The organism is Microbacterium sp. NPDC059771, from assembly GCF_042732495.1.
Lineage (GTDB): Bacteria > Actinomycetota > Actinomycetes > Actinomycetales > Microbacteriaceae > Microbacterium > Microbacterium sufflavum.
Genome location: NZ_JBHWHK010000001.1, coordinates 2331111 through 2349933, shown reverse-complemented (window position 1 = coordinate 2349933; position 18823 = coordinate 2331111). Strand labels below are relative to the sequence as shown.

Sequence of the window (18823 nt, the reverse complement as noted above, 5' to 3'; positions counted from 1 at the left end):
GCATGGCCCGACCCGACGCCTCCGTCTCGCTCTCCGCGCTCGCACGGATCGGTTTCTCCGAGCTGTCCGAGGCCGCCGCGTCGCTGGCAGAGCTGGAGTCGTTGCTGGACCGACCCCGTGCGGGGCTGCTCGACGGTATGGGCGCCGCAGACCCGGATGCGGCGGTGCGGGGTCTGCTCCGGGTGGCGCGCCGTGACCCGGAGGCGGTGCGGCCGCTCGTCGACGATGCGGAGGCGCGCCGCACGGTGTGGCGGGTGTTCGGCGCCTCGACCGGGCTCGCCGAGTTCTTCCTGCGCCACCCCGCACAGCTCTCGGTGCTCGGCGAGCCCGTGTCGGCGCTGCCATCGGCCGACGCGCTGCGCAGCCGCCTCCTCGCCGCCGTGGACGCCAGCGACGGTGTCGCGGCGGCGGGCGACGACGACGCGGTCGTGGCGGTGCGCGTGGCGTATCGGCGCGAGCTCGCCGCGATCGCCGCGTTCGACCTCGCGCACGAGCGCCCGGAGGACGCGGTGCCCGCGGTCGCCGCGGCGCTGGCCGACCTCGCCGGTGCGGCGCTGGAGGCGGCGCTGGCGGTAGCGCGGGCGCGGCTGCGCGCGAGCACCGGCCACGACGAGCTCGCCGCGACCCGGCTCGCGATCATCGGCATGGGCAAGGCCGGCGCGCGGGAGCTGAACTACGTCAGCGACGTCGACGTCATCTTCGTCGCGGGAACCGCCGATGACGCGGTCGTGTCGGAGGCGCGGGCCATCGACATCGCGACGCGACTGGCGCGCGAGACGATGCGTGCCCTCAGCGCGATCGAGGTCGAGCCGCCCCTGTGGGAGGTCGATGCGGCGCTGCGGCCCGAGGGCAAGCAGGGGGCGCTGGTGCGCTCGCTCGTCTCGCACGCCGCCTACTACGACCGCTGGGCGAAGGGGTGGGAGTTCCAGGCGCTGCTGAAGGCACGGCCGCTCGCGGGAGACCCCGTGCTGGGCGCGGAGTACATCGCGGCCGTGCAGCCCCTCGTGTGGTCGAGCGCCGCGCGCGAGGAGTTCGTCGAGAACGTGCAGCGCATGCGCGAACGGGTCATGGAGCACATCGATCCGGAGGACGCGCCGTACCAGCTCAAGCTCGGCGCGGGCGGTCTGCGCGACATCGAGTTCACGGTGCAGCTCCTGCAGCTCGTGCACGGGCTGACCGACGAGACGCTGCGCACCCGCGGCACGCTGGAGAGCCTCGACGCCCTCGTCGACGGCGGGTACATCGGCCGGGCGGATGCGGCGACCTTCGCCGCCGACTACCGCGTGCTGCGGCTCATGGAGCACCGGTTGCAGTTGCGCGAGCTCTCCCGCACGCACCTGATGCCCCGCACGCCGGCCGGGCGACGGTTCCTCGCCCGCGCGACCGGACTGGCCGACAGCGGCGACGCCATCTGGGCGCGCTGGGAGGCCGTGCGCCGCGAGGTGCGCGAGATCCACACGCGCCTGTTCTACCGCCCGCTGCTGAGCGCGGTCGCCGGTCTGCCGGAGGAGGAGCGCACGCTGTCGCTGGAGCAGGCGCACGACCGGCTCGCGGCGATCGGGTTCCGCGACCCGGCCGGGGCGCTGCGCCACATCGGTGCCCTGACGCGAGGGTTGAGCCGCAAGGCCACGATCCAGCGGCACCTGATGCCGATCATGGTGCGTTGGTTCGCCGACGGCAGCGACCCGGACTACGCGCTCCTGGCGTTCCGTCGCATCAGCGAGCGGCTGGGCGACACCTCGTGGTTCCTGCGGATGCTGCGGGATTCCTCCGGCGCCGCCGAGAGCCTCACGCGGCTGCTGTCGTCGTCGCGCTACATCGGGGAGCTGCTCGAATGGATCCCGGAGTCCGTGGCCTGGCTCGACAGCACGGAGCGCCTGCGACCACGTGGCGCGGAGGCGCTGGACGAGGAGGCGCGGGCGATCCAGACGCGGCACGAGACGGTCGCGGACGCGCTGCGGGCGGTCAGGGCCCTGCGGCGGCGCGAGCTGCTGCGCACGGCCATGGGCGCGGTGCTCGATGTGCTCACGATCGAGGAGGTGGCGACGGCCCTCACCGACATCACCGCCGCGACGATCCAGGCCGGGCTGCGCGCGGTGATGCGTGAGGTCGTGCCGCCGGAGGACGCGGCGCTCGACTTCGCCGTGATCGCGATGGGCCGGTTCGGCGGTGGCGAGCTCGGGTTCGGCTCCGACGCGGACGTGCTGTACGTGTACGACGCGAACGGCGTGGATCCGCAGCGCGCCGAGAAGCTCGCCACGAAGATCGTGGCGGGTCTGCGCGAGCACCTCACCGACCACCGGCTGCCGCTGGAGCTCGACGCCGGACTGCGTCCGGAGGGGCGCAACGGTCCGCTGGTGCGCTCGTTCGACGCGTACACGGCGTACTACCGTCGCTGGTCCCTGTCGTGGGAGGCGCAGGCGCTGCTGCGCGCGCAGGGCGTCGCGGGGAGCGTCAAGCTGATCGCGCGGTTCACGGAGCTCGCCGATTCGATCCGCTACCCCGACATGGTCGACCTCCAGGGGCTGAGGGAGATCAAGCGCATCAAGGCGCGGGTCGAGGGGGAGCGGCTGCCGCAGGGCACGGATCCGCGGCGGCACCTCAAGCTCGGACCGGGAACCCTGAGCGACGTGGAGTGGCTCGTGCAACTGCTGCAGCTGCAGCATGCGGCGCAGGTGCCGGGACTCCGCACCACCTCGACACTGCGGGCGCTGGACGCGGCGGTCGCTGCCGGGCTCGTGGAGGAGGAGGACGCGGAGCGTCTGCGGGCCGCCTGGCTGCTGTCGAGCCGGCTCCGGTCGGCCATCACCCTGCTCACCGGACAGACCAGCGACGTGCTCCCGGCCGACCGCCGGCAGCTCGACGCGCTGGCGCGGCTGCTGGGCTACCCGAACCGCGCGGCCACGCAGCTCGAGGAGGACTACCTGGGTGTCACGCGCCGGGCTCGGCGGACCTTCGAGCACCTGTTCTACGGGTGACTGTCAACCGAGTTGCGGGAACGGCTCCGGTCGCCCAGGCTGAGCGCATGACGTCTTCTCCTCTGGCAGTGATCTGGAACCCCACGAAGTCGGACAGGGGGGTTCTCGAGGAGGCCGTCCGGCTCGCGTTCGGCGATGACGCGGACATCCGCTGGTGGGAGACCACCCCGGAGGACGCGGGCCGTGGCATGGCGGCGGAGGCGGTCGCGGAGGGCTGCGACCCGGTCATCGCGGTGGGCGGAGACGGGACCATCCGAGCGGTCGCGGAGGCCCTCGCGGAGACCGGGGTCGCCCTCGGCATCGTGCCGCAGGGCACCGGCAACCTCCTGGCCCGCAACCTCGGCATCCCCCTGGAGGGCGTCCTTCCCGCGCTGGAGCACGTCCGCGACAGCGAGCCGCGGAACATCGACCTCGGATGGGTCGAGATCGACGGGGAGGAGCACGCGTTCTCGGTCATGGTGGGCTTCGGCGTCGATGCCCAGATGCTGGTGGAGACCAATGACGACCTCAAGGACCGCGCGGGATGGCTCGCGTACGTCGAGGCGATGGGCCGGGCACTCGCCGGCACGGAGATGACCGACATCACGTTGCAGCTGGACGACGGTGAGCCGCAGGAGCTGCGTGGGCACACCCTCCTGATCGGAAACTGCGGCATGTTGCAGGGCGGCATCCGGCTGCTGCCCGACGCCCTCGTCGACGACGGGCTCCTCGACATGCTGCTGATCAGCGCCGACGGACCGCTCCAGTGGCTCGACACCGTCCGCTCCGTGGTGTGGGACAACGGCATCCGACGGATTCTCGGGAGTGTCGATCAGGCGGTGAGCACGGACTCCACCACGCACGTCTCCGCCGAGCGCATCGAGGTGCGCCTTGCGGCTCCGCAGATGTTCGAGATCGACGGCGAGGAGGTCGGGGAGATCTCGTCGTTCGCGGTGCGCGTGCAGGCGGGCGCCGTCACCGTCCGCTGATCACGCGACCGTCACGGCCGGTGGTGTCTTCTTCCGGTCCTGTGTCGGGAACACCACCTTCTGCACGATGATGATGATGCTCGCCGCGATCGGGATGGCCACCAGCGCGCCGAGGATCCCGCCGAGCGCACCACCCGCGACGGCCGCGATCACCACGAGAGCCCCCGGAACGGCGACCGCGCGGCTCATGATGCGGGGCGACAGCACGTATGCCTCGATCTGCATGTACACGAGGTAGTAGATGATCGCGATGAGCGCGGTCGTGGGCGACTCGAACAGGCAGATCAGCGAGATGATGATCGATGCCGACAGGGTTCCGACGAGCGGGATCATCGAGCCGATGAAGGCGATGAGGGCCAGCAGCGCCGGCACCGGTGCGCCGATGATGCTGAGGAAGATCAGGCTGAGCACGCCGTTGGTCAGGGCGAGGCTCGCCTGACCGATCACGTAGCGACCGACCGCGCTCGAGACGTCCTCCAGGAGTTCGCTGAACGTGTCGCGCTGGTAGGCGGGCACGAAGCGAGCGGCGACGCGCTTCATGCTGCGCAGCGACGCCATGAAGTACAGCGTCAGGATCAGGACGATGGTGACGCCGGTGATGCCTCCGGCGATCCCGGCGCCGACCGCGAAGACACCGCCGCCGATGTCGAAGAAGTTGTCGGGGTCCTGCACGAAGCCGAGCACGCCGTTGACGGCATCGGTGATGGTCGAGCCGAACTGGGCGCTCATGTCCTTGTACCAGTCCGTCTTCATGAAGTCCTCGATCATCTTCGGACCGTCTTTGATCAGGTTGGTGATCTGTTCGACGAGGATCGGGACGATGGCGAGGATGATCCCGGCGAACGCGAGGACGACGCCGGCGACGACGATCGCGACGGCGGCGGGACGGGGGAGCTTGCGCTCGATGCTGGTGACGATGGGGTCGAGTCCGAGCGCGAGGAAGATCGCGGCGCCGATGTAGACCAGTACGGTCGCGAGCTGATTGACGATGCCGCCGATCGCGAGAGCGACCAGGACGCCCAGGGCTCCGAGCAGCCCGAACATGAACGGGTTCGCTCTCGCCCCTGCGACCACCGAGGTGGGGGAGCGGCGCTGGGCCGATACGGTCTGCGCCTCGTCGGTCGCGATGATTCTCCTGCGGCGCATGTCCCCTCCAACTGTGCGTGCTCGCACTCGATCTTGCTCCACACCGGGGCCCGGCGCGCTCAGCGACACCCGAGGGCGTTCGGCTGAACGCCGGGCCTAGTCGTTCGAGCCCTTGCCCTGCGAGCCTGTGCCCTTATCGCCCTTGCCGGGCGTCTCGACCGCGGCTCGATCGTCCGTGGTCGGCGAACCCTGGTCCGCGGAACCCGGCTTTCCGCCCCTCGTGCCCTCGCCGTTGCCTTTCGCTCCCTTGCCCTTGCCGTTGTCCTGCTGTGCAGCCGGGTTGTCGTCGGCATGGTCGGTCGAGTGCTCGTCGCCGACGGACTCGACGGTGAGGGACTCGGCGGGGGCGGGAGCGACGGCCGCGGGCACCTCGACGACGGTGGGCGGGGCCGTCTCGGCGGCCGTGGGCGACTCGACGGAGGAGATCCCGCTGAGCACGGCGCCGGAGGAGCTCGCCACGGCTTGAGTGCCCTGGCCCGACAGCGACACCGCGATCGTGGTGACGGCTCCGATGGCGACGACGGCGGCGAAGAGCAGACTGTCGCGTCGCCGCGGTGTCCGGCGCGGTGCAGCGACCGCACGGGCGGCGAGCCGCCGCCGGGCCTGGGCACGGGTGAGCGGCCGAGCCGGAGCCGCGGGGGCGGGGAGCGGCGGCACGGGAGGGATGACCAGCGGGGCCACGGGCGCCGAGGATGCGGCGGGCGAGGGGATGCCGGGAACGGGCAGGACGCGCGTGGCGGCGGGCGCGACGACGGCGGGAAGGGGAGCGGTGGCGCGCTCGTCGGCCTCCGCGAGTGCTTCGCTCAACCGCCGCAGCTCGACCGCGACCTCGGCAGCGTGCGGCCGTTCGGCCGGGTCTATGCTCGTCATCGCGGTGAGCAGCCGCCCCCAGTCCTGTCCGAGCGACGCGGGAACGTCCGGCGCCAGGTGCAGGCGGGCGAGGGCGGTCTCGACGCTCAGGGTGGGCGCGAAGCCGGGTGTGCCGGTCAGTGCCTCCAGGAGCACAAGGCCCAGCGCGTAGATGTCGACCGACGGCCGTACCTCGCCGTTGCGCAGCTGCTCGGGCGCCATGTACGTGAGGGTGCCGAGGACGATGCCCGGCGCGGTGACCCGCGACGTGTCGATCATGCACGCGATCCCGAAATCCGCGAGCTTCGCCGTCCACCGGTCGCTACCCGACGTCGGCGGGGTGAGGAGAACGTTGGAGGGCTTGACGTCACGGTGCACGATGCCCGCCGCGTGAGCGGCATGGAGGGCGGAGGCGACGTCGGCACCGATGGTCGCGACCTCCTGGGGAGTCACGGCGGAGCGGGAGAGGCGGCTGCTGAGCGTGGGGCCGGGAACGAACTCCATCACCAGGTACATCGCCCGGCCGGGGTCGAGGCGGGCGTCCAGGAGCGTGACCAGGTTGGGGTGGTTGAGGGAGGCGAGCAGCGCCTTCTCGGAGTGCGCGCGGTCCGTCGAGGTAACGGCATCGTCCGAGGTGCGGAAGATCTTGACCGCGACCGTGCGCTCCAGCGCGATGTCCTCGGCGCGGTACACGGTCGCCATGCCGCCGACGCCCACGGCATCGCCCAGCCGGTATCGGCTGTCGAGCAGAGCCTCGGTCGGCGTCGCCTCCTGCGTCCACATGGTGCAGCCTCCCCGTCGCCGGGTCGGGTAGCCCGGCGACTCTCTCACGCTAGGGCCCTGCACGATTCCCGTCTTCGGGCTTGACTCCGGGGCAGGGACCTGCAAGAGGGTGTGTGGAATGACCCCCGGACACGCGGAAGCGCCCGCCAGGAATCCCGGCGGGCGCTTCGCGGTGCGGGTCAGACCCCGAAGTACAGCTCGTACTCGAACGGGTGCGGACGCTGCGCGATCGGCAGGATCTCGTTCTCGTACTTGTAGGAGATCCAGGTCTCGATGAGCTCCTCGGTGAACACGCCGCCCTCGAGGAGGAACTGGTGGTCGTTGCGGAGCGCCTCGAGCGAGTCGAGCAGCGAGTTCGGCACCTGCGGGATGTTCTTGGCCTCCTCGGGCGGAAGCTCGTAGAGGTCCTTATCGACCGGCTCGTGCGGCTCGATGCGGTTCTTGATGCCGTCGAGACCTGCCATGAGCTGCGCCGCGAAGGCGAGGTACGGGTTGCCGGAGGCGTCGGGAGCGCGGAACTCGATGCGCTTGGCCTTCGGGTTGGAGCCCGTGATCGGGATGCGGATCGCGGCGGAGCGGTTGCCGGCCGAGTACACCAGGTTGACCGGAGCCTCGAAGCCCTTCACCAGACGGTGGTAGCTGTTCAGCGTCGGGTTCGTGAAGGCGAGCAGCGCGGGAGCGTGCGCCAGGATGCCGCCGATGTACCAGCGGGCGATGTCGCTGAGCTGGCCGTAGCCGGCCTCGTCGTAGAACAGCGGCTTGCCGTCGTTCCACAGCGACTGGTGCGTGTGCATGCCGGAGCCGTTGTCACCGTAGAGCGGCTTGGGCATGAAGGTGGCGACCTTGCCCCACTCCTCGGCCGTGTTCTTCACGATGTACTTGAACTTCAGGATGTCGTCCGCCGAGTGCACCATCGTGTCGAAGCGGTAGTTGATCTCCTGCTGGCCCGCCGTGCCGACCTCGTGGTGCGAGCGCTCGAGGATGAAGCCGGCCTCGATCAGCTTGAGCGTGATGTCGTCGCGCAGGTCGGCCGTCTTGTCGACCGGGCTCACGGGGAAGTAGCCGCCCTTGTACGGGGTCTTGTTGGCGAGGTTGCCGCCCTCCTCCTCGCGACCGGTGTTCCACGCGGCCTCCTCGGAGTCGACCTTGTAGAAGCTCTCGCCCGCCGTGACGGAGTAGCGCACGTCGTCGAAGATGTAGAACTCGGCCTCGGGCGCGAAGTACGCGGTGTCGGCGATGCCGGTCGACGCGAGGTACTTCTCGGCCTTCTTGGCGACCTGACGCGGGTCCTTCGAGTAGATCTCGCCGGTGCGCGGGTTGTAGATGTCGAAGATCATCACGAGGGTGCTCGCCTCGCGGAACGGGTCCATGTAGGCCGTCGTCACGTCGGGGATGAGCTGCATGTCCGACTCGTGGATGCTCGCGAAGCCGCGGATCGAGGAGCCGTCGAACAGCTGCCCGTCCGTGAAGAAGGCCTCGTCGACCGTCGCCGCAGGGATGTTGAAGTGCTGCTGCACGCCAGGGAGATCGGTGAACCGGATGTCAAGGAATTTGACGTCGTTCTCCTTGATGTAGGCCAGTACCTCGGACGAATCTTTGAACATGTAACGACTCCTGTGATGCGGATCGATGGCTTCGGGGCCACTCTGCACAGTACGGACGGGGGATTTCTCCACGGTATCCGCTTTGTTTCGAGCGTGTTACAGCGTGAGGGCGGAAGGCGCGGTTCCGAGGGCTCGGTAGGCTGGTGTGGTGACGGATGCGGTGAACAGGTACCCCGGTGAACGACTCGGACTCCCGGAGTCGGGAACGGGAAGCATCGCCCGTCCCGGACGACGCATCGGCGCTCTCGTGATCGACTACGCGGCCGCCACGATCATCGCCACCGGCTTCCTCGGGTTCGACCAGTTCGCGCTGCCGTCCGAGGCGGGTCTGACGCAGTTCGCCCCGCTGCTGGTGTTCGCGGTCCTGCAGATCCTGTTCATCCCCACCGCGGGGGGTAGCCCGGGTCACCGCATCCTCGGCATGCGCCTGGTGCGTCTCGACGGCGCCTGGATCGGGCTGTGGCGGCCGGTCGTTCGCACGCTGCTGCTGCTCGTCGTGATCCCGGCGGTCGTCTGGGATGCGGATCAGCGCGGTCTGCACGACAAGGCGGTCGGCACCGTCCTCATCCGCGCCTGAGCAGCGTCGGGTCGCCCGCTTGCCTCAGACGCGTCCCCGGTTGCGGCGGCGTGCCTCGCGCGGTGCCCTTCCACCGAGGAACGAGCGCGCGGGGTCCACGACGTAGCTGTGACGCAGGGCCTCGCGACCGATGAGCATGCGGAACCCCATCTCGTCCCGGTTGCTGAGGGTGACCTCGGCCAGCACCTCGCGGTCGACCAGGCGGATGATCAGTTGCACCACCAGACGCTCCTGCGCGTGCCCGGACGAGCTGCGCACGGCGCGGCGATCGTGCACAGGGCACTCGACGACGACCGCGTCGTCCTGGCTGTCCTGCCACGGGTTCACCCGGAAGCGGACCCACGCCTCGCCCTCACGCTCGAACTCGTGCACGTCGAACGCGTGCAGCGATGAGGTGCGCGCGCCGGTGTCGATCTTCGCCTTGATCCAGTCGACGCCGAGATCGGGCAGGCTGACCCACTCTCGCCACCCCGTGAGGGTGTTTGAATGGGTAGACCTACTCACCTGATACATCCTGGCAGGAAATCCCCCGTGAAGATCGCAGTGCTGTCCCGTGCGCCGCAGGCGTACTCCACCCAGCGCCTCCGGGCCGCCGCGCTGCAGCGGGGGCACAACGTCAAGGTGCTGAACACCCTTCGCTTCGCGATCGACCTCACCTCCGATGAACCCGACCTGCACTACCGGGGACGCCAGCTGAGCGACTACGACGCGATCCTGCCGCGCATCGGGAACTCGATCACCTACTTCGGTACGGCGGTGGTCCGCCAGTTCGAGCAGATGGACGTGTACACCCCGAACACCGCCAACGGCATCTCGAGCGCGCGCGACAAGCTCCGCGCCAACCAGATCCTCTCCCGGCACAACATCGCGATGCCGCCCACCGCTTTCGTGCGCAACCGCGCCGATGTGCGCCCGGCGATCGAGCGCGTCGGCGGTGCCCCGGTCGTGATCAAGCTGCTCGAGGGCACGCAGGGGATCGGCGTGATCCTCGCCCCACAGGTCAAGGTCGCCGAGGCGATCATCGAGACCCTGCACTCCACGAAGCAGAACGTGCTCATCCAGAAGTTCATCTCCGAGAGTCGTGGGCGCGACATCCGTGCGCTGGTCGTGGGCGACCGCGTCGTCGCGGCGATGCGGCGGTCGGCGGCCGGCGACGAATTCCGCTCGAACGTGCACCGCGGCGGATCGGTGGAGGCGATCGAGCTCGACCCGGTGTACGAGCGGGCGGCCGTCCGTTCGGCGCAGATCATGGGGCTGCGGGTGGCGGGAGTGGACATGCTCGAGGGCGACGAGGGACCGCTCGTCATGGAGGTGAACTCCTCGCCGGGACTGCAGGGCATCGAGACGGCCACGAAGCTCGACGTCGCCGGCGCCATCATCGACTACATCGCCGGGCAGGTGGCGTTCCCCGAGATCGACGTGCGACAGCGCCTGACGGTGTCGACGGGGTACGGCGTGGCGGAACTGATGGTGCACGGCGCCGCCGACCTGGTGGGGAAGACCCTGGGTGAAGCCGGACTGTGGGAGCGTGACATCACCGTGCTCACGCTGCACCGCGGGGTGAGCGTGATCCCGAACCCGCGCAAGCACGTCGTGCTGGAGGCGGACGACCGGTTGTTCTGCTTCGGCAAGCTCGAAGAGATGCGCTCGATGATCCCGGAGCGTCGTCGTCGCCGGGCGAAGGTGCGGCGCCTGCCGAAGCAGCCGCTGTCGGAGTGACGACGCGCGGCCGCCCTCCGAGGAGGACGGCCGCGCGTCGATCGTGCGGTGTGCGGGTCAGCGCGGACGCTGCGGGCGCACCTTGGTGGGGTCGATGCCCTTCGGGATCGGCAGCGACGAGAGCGACTGCGACACGGAGTCGACGCGACGGATCACCGCGGCCATGGTGGCCTTGTCGATGGCCTTGGGAAGCTTCTTGATGGTCTTGGCGAGGTCGGCGATGGGCACCTCGTCCTCGCCGTGCCCGACGTAGAGCACGGTCACGGGGACACCGTGCGCGACGCGCTGCGCCTTGCTCCGCTCCTCGTTGACCAGGCGCGTGAGGCGGCCGCGGGCACCTTCGCCGACCACCACGATGCCGCCGCGACCGATCGTGCGGTACACGGCCTCCTGGGTCTTCGGGTTGATCCCCACCGGGGTCTCCGATGCCTGCCAGCGACGCCCGAGACTGGTGCTCAGCACGTGACCGGTCGCGCCGGGCATGCCGTCGATCTTGGTGTACATCGCCGACGTCGACAGTCGCGTCATGAGGAACAGCGCGCCGAGCACGCCCAGCATGAGGCCGGTGATGCCCCAGAGCACGAGGGTCCACACCTGGAACGGCGGGATGAGGTAGCCGGCGACGAGGCCGAGCAGGATGCCGCCGACGAGGATGCCGGCCTGCGCCCAGGGGAGCCACGGGTAGGCCTCGCGCGTGAACCGGAAGAGGGACTTGATCTGGGAGAAGAACCCAGGACGCTTCTCGGGTTCGGGAGCACGCTTTGCCATGACATCCAGCCTACCGAGTCCCAGACCCTGACGATGTCGTCGTTCGCGCGGAGCGGAGCAGCACGAGGACTCGCTCTGCACAGCCAGCCGCAGCCGGCGGACCTTTCCGCTCACGCCGTGGATGGCTCCGGGCGCACGGTCCCTCGGGTGAGATGGGCGCATGACCGACGCCCAGACGATCGAGACGGCCCCACCGCCCCTGCTGGCACGAGCGCACCGCACGCTGCGGATGCTGTCGTCGCCGGACACCCCCTTCGCGGGGGCGCTCGTCACCAGCGGCGACGGCGTGGCGGTGCGGTGTCCGAGCGAGGAGCTCGCGGGATGGGCGGGCTGGCACTTCGCGGGCGCACAGCACGTCGCCGGACCGCTGGACATCGTCCGACGTGCGGACGGCCACGATGTGCTGCTGCCCTGGTGCACCGATCGGTTGCAGGCGTTCATCGACCGACGGTCCGCCTCGGGGCAGCGGTTGCGTCAGGGTGAGGTGTGCACGGTGGCGGTGAGTCTGCTGCGCGGCATCGGTGAACTGGCGCGCGTGGGCAGCGGCGTCGAGGGTACGTGGTGGCTCACCGACGGCGGGCGACCCCTGTTCGTCATCGGTGAGGGGAGCGGGATCCGGTCCGCAGCGGCGTCGATCGTCGAGACGCTCAGGGACGGCGAGACCGATCGAGCGCTGAGGCGTGTTCTCGACCGGGTGGGGGATGGACTGCGCGAACGACTGGAGCACCCCCGGGTCCCGCGGCGGCTTCTCGACGAGTGGGAGTGCGAGCTTCTCGCCCTCGTGTCCCCACGTCCCCTGGAGCATCAGACGACGAAGCCGGTGCGGGCGCGCGACCTCTCCCGCGTCGTCGAGCCCGCTGCGGGCGGGGTCGCCCCGACCCGGAGGAGCCTCGCGACGCGGAGGTCCGCGGTCCGTACCCCACGGACCACCCGGGCGAGAGTCCGCAGCGCCGTGCGGATGTTGCGGGAGAACATCGCGTCGCGGATCGCCGACGCCAGGGAGGCCGTCCGCGTGCGGCGGGCGACGAGCGGTAAGGGGCGGGATCGGGCCGCGGCTCCCCGCGCACCGCGTCGCCGACTGCTGTTGATCGCGGCAGCGGGTGCGGCCGTCGTGCTCGTGGGCGGGCTGATGTGGCCGAGCGGCGACGGCGGGAGCGACGCCCGAGGTGCCTCCACCGCGGCGGGGACAGCGCCGACGCCGACGTCGACCGGGGATGGTCGGGCGAAAGGCGGGTCATCGACGACAGGACCCGAGCACGCGTCTGCTGCCCCCACGCCGCGCGTCGCGGAGGCGGGCGACCCCGCCGCCGCCGTCCCGACGCTCGTCTCCGCCGCTGAGGCCTGTCACTCCGCCGGGGTCACGGAGTGCGTCGCCGCGATCGCGCCCGGTTCCGCAGGAACCGTCGACGCCGTGCGCGCGCTCAGCGGTGAGCTCACGGTCGAGCTGGTCGACGAGTACGGCGACGTCGCGGTCACCCGCGTCGCTCGGCCGGCGGAGGCGGACGCCGCGAGTCCCACCGCGATGGTCGTACTCGTGCGGCAGGACGACAAATGGCTGGTCCGCGACGTGTACGACGTCGCGGACCAGCCAGAATGATCGTTCGGTCAGGCGCCCAGCTGCGGGGCGAACTGCGCCGCTTCGAGGCGCGCCTTCACCGCACCGAGGAAGCGCGCCGCGTCGGCACCGTCGATGATGCGGTGATCGTACGACAGAGCGAGGTACACATACGAACGGACCGCGATCGCGTCGGTTCCGCCGACCTTGACGAGACCCGGACGCTTGACGACCGTGCCGGTGCCGAGGATGGCGGACTGCGGAAGGAACACGACGGGCGTGTCGAACAGCGCACCGCGGGAACCGGTGTTGGTCAGCGTGAAGGTCCCGCCGGCCAGCTCGTCCGGCTTCAGCTTGTTGTCGCGCGTGCGGGCCGCGAGGTCGGCGATCTCGTGAGCGATCTGAGCGATGTTCTTCGACGCGGCGTCGCGCAGCACCGGAGTGAGCAGCCCGCGCTCGGTGTCGACCGCGATCGAGACGTTCTCGGTGGCCGGGTAGACGATCTGCTCACCGTCGACCGTCGCGTTCACGATCGGGAAGGCCTGCAGCGCCTCGGCGGCGGCCAGCGCGAAGAACGGCAGGAACGAGAGCTTGTCGCCGGTCTTCTCGAGGAACGAGCCCTTGACGCTGTCGCGGTACTCCGCCAGCGCGGTGACGTCGACCTCCACAACCGTGGTGAGCTGCGCCGTCTGCTGCATGGACTCGACCGCGCGCTTGGCGAGCACCTTGCGCAGACGCGACATCGGCTGGGTCGTACCCCGCAGCGGGGAGACCTCGAGCGGTGCGGGAGCCGGAGCCGCATTCGTGGCGGCCGGAGCCTGCGATGCGGACTCGGCAGCCTTGAGCACATCCTCCTTGCGGATGCGCCCGCCGACACCGGTACCCGTCACGGAAGCGAGATCCACGCCCTGCTGTGCGGCCAGACGGCGCACCAGCGGGGTGACGTAGAGGTTGTCGTTCTCCGTCGGCAGCGAGAGCTTCGGAGCGGGAGCCTCGGTCGCTGCGGGAGCCGGTGCGGCCTGCGCCGGAGCAGGGGCAGCAGGTGCAGGGGCCGCGGCCGGAGCCTGGGGCTGGGCGGGAGCCGCCTGCGGTGCGGCCGGAGCCTCAGCGGGTGCCGGGGTGGCGGGCGCCTCGGGCGCGGCCTGCGGCGCGGCAGGTGCCTCGGTGGCGGCAGGCTGGGAAGCGCCGGAACCGACGCGGGCCAGGACGGCGCCGACCGCGATGGTCTCGTCCTCGGCCGCGACGATCTCCTGGAGCACGCCGGCGACGGGCGAGGGGATCTCCGTGTCGACCTTGTCCGTCGAGATCTCCAGAAGAGCCTCGTCGACCTCGACCGAGTCACCGACCTGCTTGAGCCAGCGGGTGACCGTTCCCTCGGTGACGCTCTCGCCGAGCTCGGGAAGCACGATGTCGGTGGCGTCACCGGACGGCGCAGCCTCGGCGGCGGGAGCGGGAGTCTCGGCCGCAGGAGCCTCGGCCGGAGCCGGCGCTTCAGCAGGAGTCTCGGTCGCGGCAGGGGCCTCGGCAGGGGCGGCCTCCGCTTCGGGGGCGGCCGCAGCGGGCGCGTCGCCCGCCGGGGCTGCGGCGCTGCCGTCGCCGATGCGAGCGAGCAGGGCACCGACCTCGACGGTCTCGTCCTCGGCGACGAGGATCTCCTCGATCACGCCGGTGACCGGGGAGGGGATCTCGGTGTCGACCTTGTCGGTCGAGATCTCGAGCAGGCCCTCGTCCGCCTGGACGGTGTCTCCCACCTGCTTGAGCCAGCGGGTGACCGTACCCTCTGTGACGCTCTCACCGAGAGCGGGGAGGACCACGGATGTGCTCATGACTGAGTCTCCTTCAGAAGTTGTATGACGCTTGTCTAGCTTAGTGACTCGGGCACCGGTTGGTGCTCAGAGGGCGTGCAGGGGCTTTCCGGCCAGCGCGAGGAAGGCCTCGCCGAGCGCTTCGCTCTGCGTGGGGTGCGCATGGATGAGCGGAGCGATGTCCTCGGGGTGCGCCTCCCAGGCCACAGCGAGCTGACCCTCGGTGATGAGCTCGCCGACGCGGTCACCGATCAGATGCACGCCGAGCACCGGGCCGTCCTTCTGGCGGACGACCTTGACGAGGCCGCCCGTTCCGATGATCTCGCTCTTGCCGTTGCCGGCGAGGTTGTACTCGTAGGACGACACCGCGTCGGCGCCGTGCGCGGCCACGGCCGCCTCCTCGGTCAGCCCGACCGAGGCGACCTCGGGGCTGGAGTACGTGACCTTCGGGATCTGCACGTCGGGGACCGTCGCGGGGGAGAGGCCGGCGATGCGCTCGGCCACCGCGATGCCCTGCTGGAAGCCCCGGTGGGCGAGCTGGAGCCCTGGGACGATGTCGCCGACCGCCCACACCCCGGGAACCCCGGTGCGCAGTTCCTCGTCGACCGTGACGAACCCGCGGTCGAGGACGACGCCCGCCTCCTCGAAGCCCAGATCGGCCGTGGCGGGACCGCGACCGACTGCGACGAGCAGGTAGTCCGCGGTGAGCTCCGTGCCGTCCTCGAGGGTCACGCTGACGGACGTGTCGTCCTGGGTGGCCTGCTGGAACCGCACTCCGAGCGAGTACTGGATGCCGCGGCGCCGGAACGCGCGCTCGAGCCCCTTGCTCATCGCGATGTCCTCGTTCGGCACGAGGTGCGGCAGCGCCTCGACGATCGTGACCTCGACACCGAAGGAGCGCCAGACGCTCGCGAACTCCACGCCGATCACACCGCCGCCGAGCACGATGACGCGCTCGGGGATCACATCGAGCGCGAGCGCCTGCTCGCTGGTCAGGATGCGGCCGCCGATGTCGAGCCCGGGAAGCGTGCGGCTGTACGAGCCGGTGGCGAGCACGACGTCCGTCCCGACGTACACGTCGTCGCCGACGCTGACGCTCCGGTCTGCGTTGAGCCGTCCCGTCCCGGTGACCGTGGTGATGCCACGCGCCTTGACGAGGCCCTCGAGCCCCTTGTACTTCTTCGCGACGATGCCCTCGCGGTATGCCCGCACGCCCGCCGCGTCGATGCCGTCGAGGGTGGCCGAGATCCCCACCGCTGCGGCGTCGCGCACATGCTCCGCCACCTCCGCCGCGTGCAGCAGCGCTTTGGTCGGGATGCAGCCGCGGTGCAGACAGGTGCCTCCGACCTTGTCCTTCTCGATCAGCGCGACCGACTTGCCGAGTTCGCTGGCGCGCAGCGCGGCCGCGTAGCCGCCGCTGCCACCGCCGAGCACGACGATGTCGAAGGTGTGGGTTGTCATCGGTGTTATGCCTCCGTGTGGGATGCTGCTTCGGCGAAGGCGACGATCGATCGGACCATCGCCCCCGTTGGACCCTTCTCCGTGAAGCCGTACGGCGCACCGGCGTGTTCGCCGGAGCCCGCGATGTCGAGGTGCACCCAGGGGATGCGGGCGGCGTCCTCGGCGTCCGAGACCGGTCCGACGAAGCGTCGCAGGAACAGACCGGCGAACGAGGCGCCGCCCATCCGGTCGCCCATGTTCGCGTTCTGCAGGTCGGCGATCGGCGACTCGAGGGACTCCTCCATGTACGAGGGCAGCGGCATGTGCCAGGCGGGCTCTCCGGTCTGCTCCGCCGCGGCGAGGAACCGCGTCACCGTCTCGTCGTCGCCGAACACGCCCGTGTGCCGGTGTCCGAGGGCGGCGACGATCGCACCGGTCAGCGTCGCGACGTCGATGATGACGTCGGGGTGCTCTCGGCTGGCGGCGACCAGGCCGTCGGCGAGGACCAGGCGCCCTTCGGCGTCGGTGTTCTGCACCTCGACCGTCGTGCCGTCGAGGATGCGGATGACATCACCGGGGCGCAGGGCGCGGCCGGACGGCATGTTGTCGGTGATGCAGAGCCAGGCGGTGACGCGCACCGGGAGCCCGAGCCGGGCGATGGCGCGAAGGGCGGCCAGGGACGTCGCGGCCCCGGCCATGTCGAACTTCATGCCCACCATCGAGGCGGCCGGCTTGAGGGAGAGACCACCGGTGTCGAACGTGATGCCCTTGCCGACCAGGGCGAGGTGCCGCACGGCGTCTGCGGGGGAGTAGTCGAGGCGGACCAGACGCGGCGGCCGGTCGGACCCCTGCCCGACCCCGAGGATTCCGCCGAAGCCCTGCTCCGCCAGCGCGGCCTCGTCGAAGATGTCGACGGTGACATCGAGCTCGGCGACGCTGTCGGCCGCGCTCTGCGCGAGCTGCGCGGGGCTCTGCCACTCCGCGGGGACGTTCACCAGATCCTTGATCAGCGCGACGGCTTCGCCCAGGGTCTGCGCTCGGGTGATCGTCTCGTCGTCGAGGTCCGCGTGGACGGTGATCCGCTCGGCGCGCGCCTTGCCCTTCTCGGTGCGGTAGCCGTCGAAGCGGTGACCGCCGAGCACGGCCCCCTCGGCGGCGGCGGCGGCGTGGCCGTCGAGGCCGGAGGCGAGCCCGAGCGCGACGTGCGGGAACCCGGTCAGCGAGCGGAGGGCGACACCGGCGGCGCTGCGGATCGCGGCATCGTCGATGCTCTTCCCTGCACCGACGACGGCGAACGGCAGGGTGGAGACGTCGGGCGCGTACACGCGGGCGAACGATCCGGCGGCACCGGTGAACCCGATGCCTTCGAGGACCTCGGCGAGGCCGGGGTAGGCCCCCAGCGACTCGGCCGAATCCGAGAGATCGGGAACGACGAGCACTGCGGCATCAGCAGCGCTTCCGGGGAACTGATCGGTGGTGTGCGAGAGCACGGGAAGCGTCATGCTCTCCATCCTAGGAGGACCTCTGCGACCGGGCGGCCCCGCGTGCCCCCGCGTGTTCGCTCTCAGCGAGACGGCCCGGGGCCCCTCGTCGGGACCTGCTCGTAGCATGGAGTCATGCCCTTCTCCGGAGAGATCCACGAACGCGTCGCGAACGCGCCGACGGTGCCGCACGGACTGCCCCTCGTCGTGCTCCTGACCGGCTTCACGGATGCCGGGAGCGCGGTGTCCGGACTGATCGACCACCTCCGCGAGTCCACATCTCCGCAGCCGCTCGTGATCTTCGACAACGATGTGCTCCTCGACTACCGGGCCCGCCGTCCGGTGATCTCCTTCGATCAGGACCACCTCTCCGAGTTCCGGCCGCCTCGGCTGGAGCTCTCGCTCGCGACGGACGCCCTCGGTCGCCCGTTCCTCCTCCTCGCGGGCTACGAACCGGACTTCGCCTGGAACGCCTTCGCCGAGACCGTGCTCGACCTCGCCGCGGAATACGAGGCATCCGGACTGCACTGGGTGCATTCGATCGCCATGCCCGTGCCGCATACCCGCCCCATCGGCACGACGGTGAGCGGCAACCGCCGTGACCTCGTGGTCTCGCACTCGGTGTGGCGCCCGCGTACGCAGGTGCCGGCGACCGCGGGGCATCTGCTGGAGTTCCGTTTCGCCGAGCGCGGCGAACGAGTGGTGGGCTTCGTGCTGCTCGTGCCGCACTACCTCGCCGAGACGGAGAACCCCGACGCGGTCAGCGCCGCGGCCGAGAAGCTCATGGCATCCACGGGACTGGTGCTCATGCTCGACGCCGTGCGCGAGCGCCGGGAGGACTACATCGCCAGGGTGGACGAGCAGGTCGCGGCGAACGACGAGCTGCAGCAGATGGTCCACAACCTGGAGCGCCGCTACGACGCCTACATGGCAGGCCGCGACCCCGAGGACGACAGCTACGACGAGGGCGGGTTCAGCGAGCGCGACCTGCCGAGCGCGGACGAGCTGGCGGCGGAGCTCGAGCGCTACCTGGCCACGCGACCGTCGGGCGACGAGGACAAGCCCGGCCGCGGCTGAGCCGGATCGACGCGAACTTCGCCGGATTGCATCCGGAGCGCCACACGTGTGCGATACTAGGAGTCCGACCCGT

Annotated in this window: 14 protein-coding genes; 6 read left to right on the top strand and 8 right to left on the bottom strand. The window is 70.5% G+C overall.

Going from position 1 to position 18823, the window contains the following annotated elements; all coding sequences use genetic code 11:
* Positions 1 to 2: 2 nt before the first annotated feature.
* Positions 3 to 2978: a bifunctional [glutamine synthetase] adenylyltransferase/[glutamine synthetase]-adenylyl-L-tyrosine phosphorylase gene (locus ACFV3I_RS11185; protein ID WP_378822826.1), complete on the top strand. Its 2976-nt coding sequence runs from the start codon at positions 3 to 5 to the stop codon at positions 2976 to 2978.
* 47 nt (positions 2979 to 3025) lie between these two features.
* On the top strand, positions 3026 to 3946 hold the full coding sequence (locus tag ACFV3I_RS11180) for a diacylglycerol kinase family protein (RefSeq protein WP_136045564.1): 921 nt from the start codon (positions 3026 to 3028) through the stop codon (positions 3944 to 3946).
* Here ACFV3I_RS11180 and ACFV3I_RS11175 read toward each other — a convergent pair whose 3' ends face one another.
* The 3 genes from ACFV3I_RS11175 to glnA form a co-directional block, all read right to left on the bottom strand.
* Positions 3947 to 5092 carry an AI-2E family transporter gene (locus tag ACFV3I_RS11175; RefSeq protein ID WP_378822823.1) on the bottom strand — a complete coding sequence of 382 codons (1146 nt, stop codon included), beginning with the start codon at positions 5090 to 5092 and terminating at the stop codon, positions 3947 to 3949.
* A 96-nt stretch (positions 5093 to 5188) separates the two neighbouring features.
* Positions 5189 to 6724, bottom strand: coding sequence for a serine/threonine-protein kinase (locus ACFV3I_RS11170; RefSeq protein WP_378822821.1), 1536 nt, complete (start codon positions 6722 to 6724; stop codon positions 5189 to 5191).
* Positions 6725 to 6903: 179 nt separating this feature from the next.
* Entirely contained in the window at positions 6904 to 8328 is a 1425-nt protein-coding gene (gene glnA, locus ACFV3I_RS11165) for a type I glutamate--ammonia ligase (protein WP_136030300.1), read from the bottom strand.
* A gap of 148 nt (positions 8329 to 8476) precedes the next feature.
* On the opposite strand from glnA, the gene ACFV3I_RS11160 reads away from it, so the two are divergent.
* The gene (locus ACFV3I_RS11160) at positions 8477 to 8905 is read left to right on the top strand and encodes an RDD family protein (protein ID WP_372490597.1); all 429 of its coding nucleotides are present in this window, start codon (positions 8477 to 8479) and stop codon (positions 8903 to 8905) included.
* A gap of 24 nt (positions 8906 to 8929) precedes the next feature.
* Here ACFV3I_RS11160 and ACFV3I_RS11155 read toward each other — a convergent pair whose 3' ends face one another.
* On the bottom strand, positions 8930 to 9418 hold the full coding sequence (locus tag ACFV3I_RS11155) for an ATP-dependent zinc protease (protein WP_378822819.1): 489 nt from the start codon (positions 9416 to 9418) through the stop codon (positions 8930 to 8932).
* Between the two features lie 18 nt (positions 9419 to 9436).
* On the opposite strand from ACFV3I_RS11155, the gene ACFV3I_RS11150 reads away from it, so the two are divergent.
* Positions 9437 to 10624 (top strand): RimK family alpha-L-glutamate ligase, encoded by a 1188-nt coding sequence (locus ACFV3I_RS11150; RefSeq protein ID WP_136030304.1) that lies wholly within the window; start codon positions 9437 to 9439, stop codon positions 10622 to 10624.
* Positions 10625 to 10681: 57 nt separating this feature from the next.
* Here the strand turns inward: ACFV3I_RS11150 and ACFV3I_RS11145 are convergent, their stop codons facing one another.
* Complete coding sequence (locus ACFV3I_RS11145; protein WP_136030306.1) at positions 10682 to 11392, bottom strand: DUF4191 domain-containing protein; 711 nt, start codon at positions 11390 to 11392, stop codon at positions 10682 to 10684.
* 160 nt (positions 11393 to 11552) lie between these two features.
* Between ACFV3I_RS11145 and ACFV3I_RS11140 the strand changes: the two genes are divergently transcribed.
* Positions 11553 to 12989, top strand: coding sequence for a hypothetical protein (locus ACFV3I_RS11140; RefSeq protein WP_378803735.1), 1437 nt, complete (start codon positions 11553 to 11555; stop codon positions 12987 to 12989).
* An 8-nt stretch (positions 12990 to 12997) separates the two neighbouring features.
* Here ACFV3I_RS11140 and sucB read toward each other — a convergent pair whose 3' ends face one another.
* From sucB to ACFV3I_RS11125, 3 genes are all read right to left on the bottom strand, one after another.
* The gene (gene sucB / locus ACFV3I_RS11135) at positions 12998 to 14773 is read right to left on the bottom strand and encodes a 2-oxoglutarate dehydrogenase, E2 component, dihydrolipoamide succinyltransferase (protein WP_378822818.1); all 1776 of its coding nucleotides are present in this window, start codon (positions 14771 to 14773) and stop codon (positions 12998 to 13000) included.
* 66 nt (positions 14774 to 14839) lie between these two features.
* Complete coding sequence (gene lpdA / locus ACFV3I_RS11130) at positions 14840 to 16213, bottom strand: dihydrolipoyl dehydrogenase (protein WP_378803733.1); 1374 nt, start codon at positions 16211 to 16213, stop codon at positions 14840 to 14842.
* A gap of 5 nt (positions 16214 to 16218) precedes the next feature.
* Positions 16219 to 17694 carry a leucyl aminopeptidase gene (locus ACFV3I_RS11125; protein WP_136036090.1) on the bottom strand — a complete coding sequence of 492 codons (1476 nt, stop codon included), beginning with the start codon at positions 17692 to 17694 and terminating at the stop codon, positions 16219 to 16221.
* A gap of 114 nt (positions 17695 to 17808) precedes the next feature.
* Here ACFV3I_RS11125 and ACFV3I_RS11120 point away from each other — a divergent pair, with 114 nt between their 5' ends.
* Positions 17809 to 18750 carry a proteasome assembly chaperone family protein gene (locus ACFV3I_RS11120; RefSeq protein ID WP_378803732.1) on the top strand — a complete coding sequence of 314 codons (942 nt, stop codon included), beginning with the start codon at positions 17809 to 17811 and terminating at the stop codon, positions 18748 to 18750.
* The last annotated feature ends 73 nt before the right edge of the window (positions 18751 to 18823 follow it).

Excerpts from the sequence above, each read along its gene's own strand:
- ACFV3I_RS11125 (WP_136036090.1), bottom strand. The coding sequence starts at position 17,694 with ATGACGCTTCCCGTGCTCTCGCACACCACCGATCAGTTCCCCGGAAGC.
- lpdA (WP_378803733.1), bottom strand. The coding sequence starts at position 16,213 with ATGACAACCCACACCTTCGACATCGTCGTGCTCGGCGGTGGCAGCGGC.
- ACFV3I_RS11140 (WP_378803735.1), top strand. The coding sequence starts at position 11,553 with ATGACCGACGCCCAGACGATCGAGACGGCCCCACCGCCCCTGCTGGCA.
- ACFV3I_RS11120 (WP_378803732.1), top strand. The coding sequence starts at position 17,809 with ATGCCCTTCTCCGGAGAGATCCACGAACGCGTCGCGAACGCGCCGACG.
- ACFV3I_RS11175 (WP_378822823.1), bottom strand. The coding sequence starts at position 5,092 with ATGCGCCGCAGGAGAATCATCGCGACCGACGAGGCGCAGACCGTATCG.
- glnA (WP_136030300.1), bottom strand. The coding sequence starts at position 8,328 with ATGTTCAAAGATTCGTCCGAGGTACTGGCCTACATCAAGGAGAACGAC.
- ACFV3I_RS11180 (WP_136045564.1), top strand. The coding sequence starts at position 3,026 with ATGACGTCTTCTCCTCTGGCAGTGATCTGGAACCCCACGAAGTCGGAC.
- ACFV3I_RS11155 (WP_378822819.1), bottom strand. The coding sequence starts at position 9,418 with ATGTATCAGGTGAGTAGGTCTACCCATTCAAACACCCTCACGGGGTGG.
- sucB (WP_378822818.1), bottom strand. The coding sequence starts at position 14,773 with ATGAGCACATCCGTGGTCCTCCCCGCTCTCGGTGAGAGCGTCACAGAG.
- ACFV3I_RS11170 (WP_378822821.1), bottom strand. The coding sequence starts at position 6,724 with ATGTGGACGCAGGAGGCGACGCCGACCGAGGCTCTGCTCGACAGCCGA.
- ACFV3I_RS11145 (WP_136030306.1), bottom strand. The coding sequence starts at position 11,392 with ATGGCAAAGCGTGCTCCCGAACCCGAGAAGCGTCCTGGGTTCTTCTCC.
- ACFV3I_RS11185 (WP_378822826.1), top strand. The coding sequence starts at position 3 with ATGGCCCGACCCGACGCCTCCGTCTCGCTCTCCGCGCTCGCACGGATC.